At 35.3% G+C, this 3,718-nt stretch carries 5 protein-coding genes and 1 tRNA gene; 3 read left to right on the top strand and 3 right to left on the bottom strand.

Going from position 1 to position 3,718, the window contains the following annotated elements:
- Window positions 1-136: 136 nt before the first annotated feature.
- Window positions 137-212: transfer RNA gene (locus CYP84_RS09935), tRNA-Val, on the bottom strand.
- Window positions 213-437: 225 nt separating this feature from the next.
- Here CYP84_RS09935 and CYP84_RS09930 point away from each other — a divergent pair.
- From CYP84_RS09930 to CYP84_RS09920, 3 genes are read left to right on the top strand one after another with little or no spacing between them, the layout of a single operon-like run.
- A complete protein-coding gene (locus CYP84_RS09930; protein ID WP_103568684.1) occupies window positions 438-875 on the top strand; it encodes a cytochrome c3 family protein in 438 nt (145 codons plus the stop codon).
- Window positions 872-1,576 carry a cytochrome c3 family protein gene (locus CYP84_RS09925; protein ID WP_103637426.1) on the top strand — a complete coding sequence of 235 codons (705 nt, stop codon included), beginning with the start codon at window positions 872-874 and terminating at the stop codon, window positions 1,574-1,576. The genes CYP84_RS09930 and CYP84_RS09925 overlap by 4 nt, the downstream gene beginning before the upstream one ends.
- Window positions 1,576-2,223, top strand: coding sequence for a response regulator transcription factor (locus CYP84_RS09920; RefSeq protein WP_103637425.1), 648 nt, complete (start codon window positions 1,576-1,578; stop codon window positions 2,221-2,223). The genes CYP84_RS09925 and CYP84_RS09920 overlap by 1 nt, the downstream gene beginning before the upstream one ends.
- 35 nt (window positions 2,224-2,258) lie before the next feature.
- Here CYP84_RS09920 and CYP84_RS09915 read toward each other — a convergent pair whose 3' ends face one another.
- Both CYP84_RS09915 and CYP84_RS10910 read right to left on the bottom strand, forming a co-directional pair.
- Window positions 2,259-3,392 carry a glycosyltransferase family 4 protein gene (locus CYP84_RS09915; RefSeq protein WP_103637424.1) on the bottom strand — a complete coding sequence of 378 codons (1,134 nt, stop codon included), beginning with the start codon at window positions 3,390-3,392 and terminating at the stop codon, window positions 2,259-2,261.
- Window positions 3,389-3,718: EpsG family protein (locus CYP84_RS10910; protein WP_219809685.1), on the bottom strand; the 330-nt coding region annotated here is incomplete at its 5' end. The genes CYP84_RS10910 and CYP84_RS09915, both read right to left, overlap by 4 nt.

Genomic DNA, 3,718 nt, shown 5'->3' with positions numbered 1-3,718 from the left:
ATTTTTGAGTTAAATTTAGTAAAAATTTGCCGTATTTTAGGGATTTAGTTTAAAATTTAAAAATGGCAGAGTTACAAAAAATATTTTTAAATTTTATTTTTTAGTTTTTTGTGTTTTGGGGAATTTTATATAAAAATGGTGGCCCCGAATGGACTCGAACCATCGACCACTACCATGTCAAGGTAGTGCTCTACCAACTGAGCTACGGGACCAAAGATTTGGGATTATATTTTATTTTCCATTTTATTTAGCTTAATTGCCATTTTCTTTAAAATTCAACTTCATAAAACTGGTCTATATTTTGGCACACTAAATTATTATTAATGCAGATTTAATCAAACAAGGACTATAATTTTATAAAAATAAGTTTAAGTAAAAATATTAGTTTTCCATTGAAATTTGATGTTTATAAAATCTTAATAGAAAGGAAAAAGGGTATGAATAAGCTTAAATTCATCGCTATTTTTGCCTGTTTATTTTCGCTTCATCTCTTTGGTGCCGATATGCCAAAGGGCGATCTAAACGTCACAAAAGTAGCAGTCTCTGATGAGCTAAGAGCCAAGTATAAGATCAAACCTCATCATGAGCACCTAAGCTTTGACTGCGTTGATTGTCACCAAAACCAAGGCGATGATCCTAGCAAATTTAAAGCGATCGGCGACGCTGGCTGCCTATCCTGTCACAAGAGCAAGAAGCTCTTAGCCCAGAGGCTAAAATTTATGGATACTCTAAAGGCAAATCCTCACAACTCTGTTCACGATGGTCCGACTTTGTACTGCGACGAGTGCCACAACGAACACAAACCATCTACAAACATGTGCTCTGAGTGCCATGAACACGAGGTGCCACAATGGATGAACGGAGTAACACCATGAAAATTTCAAAAAAATTACTAGCACTTATAATCTTCATAAGCGGAATTGTTGGATTTTTAGTCGTTCTGCCAGTTCATTACGCACTTGATGAGACGAGTGGGGATAAATTCTGCATCGTTTGCCACGAGATGGATCCTATGGTGATCGCCTACAACGACGACATCCACAGCGGCAAGGGCAAAACTGGCATAAAAGCAAGATGTGTGGATTGTCACATACCGCATGACAACATCGCAAAATACGCCCTAACAAAGGCGAAAAACGGCATTTTAGAGGGCTGGGTGCATTTCTTTGGCGATCCTAGTAGTATTGACTGGCACAAAAACCTCAAAAACCGCGAGCATTTTGTCTTTGACAACGGCTGCACAAGCTGCCACACAAACGTGATAGATAGCAACAACACTTCAGCGCAAGCTCAAAAGATGCACGCGCACTACAAAAAGCTTCTTGGCAGCGATAAAGAGCTAAAATGTGTAAGCTGCCACTACGACGCAGGTCACAGCGCTGGCTTTAGAAACTATCTTGAGTACTGGAAGCCATCGTATAAAATTTACGATAAAAAGATGATCGAAAAGAGGATCGAAACTAAACAAAAATTCTTCAAAGATGAGTACAAACCTACAAAAGACGAAGAGGAATTTTTAAAACAAAAGGCTGAAAAAGACGCCAAAAAACCAGCTGGGGGTGGCATGGCTGGCTGATGAAGAAGATCTTGCTGCTCTCAAGCGACTTTGAGCAAAATGTCATCCTAAATGCATCGCTTTACCGCTTTGGGTTTAGGATGATCCAGCTCAAAAGCGCCAGCGAAGTCATCAAGGACTTTGAGTGTGGCAACAGATATGATCTGTACGTTTTTGACGTAAAGGCTAGAAATTTAAACCTTGATCTGGTTAAATTTATACGAGATAGCCAAAACATCACTCCCATTATGCTTTTGTTAGATGAGAGCATCCCTAGCGTTTTTAAGAGGATTTACTACGCTAGGGTTAATGATTTTATCATTAAGCCATTTTGTCCTGAAGAGTTTTTATTTCATGTTTTTAGGCTTTGCAAGGTGCTTTTGGGCTCTAAATTTGAGCTAAAAAATGGCCTAGTCTTTGACAAAGACTCCCAGTGTATAAGAAGAGAGGACGAGATCATCTACCTTGGCAAAAAAGAGAGCCAGCTACTTGAAATTTTATGCAAAAACTCTCCCCACGTCGTCACCTACGACGAGATAGATCACCACCTATATAAAAACGAAACCTTATCGCAAGACCGCATAAGATCGCTCGTGCGAGAGATAAGAGCTAAGATGCCAACTATCTGCCTAAAAACCGTGCGAGGCACTGGATATAAGGTGGAGTGAGGGGTTAGCCTAGAAAATAAAAAAGCTAAAAATCTCTAGTTTTTATCTCCAACAACTATATTTATAAGCTTTTTATTTTGCTTATTTATATCAAATTTTTCTTCTGCAATTTTTCTACTTTCAATGCCCATTTGAATTACCATTTCTGGATTTTTTATAAAATACATCATTTTTTGTGCTAACACGTCGCAATTGTATGGCGGTACTAAAAAGCCATTTACACCATCCTTGACTGTTTCTCTGCAACCAACAGTATCTGTTGTTATGACAGCTCTTCCTATTGCCATCGCCTCTTGCGAACTCCTTGGCACACCCTCTCTGTATGACGGCAAGACAAATACTGAACTATTTGCAATCCATTCTTTTATATTATTTACGTATCCTGGGAAAATTACAATATCATCATTAAGATAAGGCCTTAGCTCTTCTTGCTTTAATCCAAATGGATTATTTTCTTCAAAGCCACCTAATATATAAAAATTTACATCCTTATATTTATCTTTAACCATTTTAGCCGCATCCAAATATTCAAAAATACCCTTTTCTGTAAGCAATCTACCTATAAATATAAAACTAATAGGATCACTTGTTGCTTTAGAGTATGAAAATTTTTCCAAATCAACACCTATGCCACCCAGTATATTGACACTTTTTACATTTATATTATAAGCATCAATTAACTCTTTTTTATCGTCATTATTTAAAAAGATAAGTTCATCAAGAAGTGGTAAGGAAATTTTATATAGAAAAATCTGTATTGTCTTGATAACTTTCGCCTTTTTTGTTTGACCATTCTTGTGAATAGTAAAAGCCCCTCCAAGCCCTTCTATCATACCAACTATTCGTGGCGCTCTTGCTATTTTTGAAGCTATAGTTGCAAAAATGACTGGCTTAACAAAAAAAGAAAAAACTACATCTGGCCTATACTGCCTAAATAGCCTAATCAAATTAAACGTAGCAATAACGTCTTTAAATGGATTTAAGCCTTTTGCATTTAAAGTATAGTCAAGTGGGATTGCACCAAAAGAGCTTATTTTTTCTCTACTTTTTTTATCATAGTCACTAACCAAGCAATAAACTTCATTTCCATTTGATACAAGCATTTTAATAAATTCTTTTCTAAAATTTATCATCGTGGAGGCGAGATTGCCGATTATAAAAATTTTCATAGCATCTCCAAAAAAAAGTTTTTATAAGGTTGCCAATAATGAATGGCATAAAACGAGTAGTTATACCACATATAAAAGATCAAAAAATTTTCTATTATGATTAAAAATGCTAAGATAAATTTTAACTTTATCTCTAGTCTTTCTAGAAAAATACTAAAAATTACGATATCAAAAAAAATAAAATATAAACCGAGTCTATCTGCCAAAGTAGATAAAAATATAGACAAAAACATAGCCACAACTATTAAAATGGATAGCTCATCGAATAATATATAATTTATATTTTTACTATTTTTTATATCATTTCTCATAAATATATATAATAT

It is taken from the genome of Campylobacter concisus (assembly GCF_002912425.1).
GTDB lineage: Bacteria > Campylobacterota > Campylobacteria > Campylobacterales > Campylobacteraceae > Campylobacter_A > Campylobacter_A concisus_AH.
Note: the sequence above shows the minus strand (reverse complement) of the source record. Positions and strands in the feature narration are given on the sequence as shown.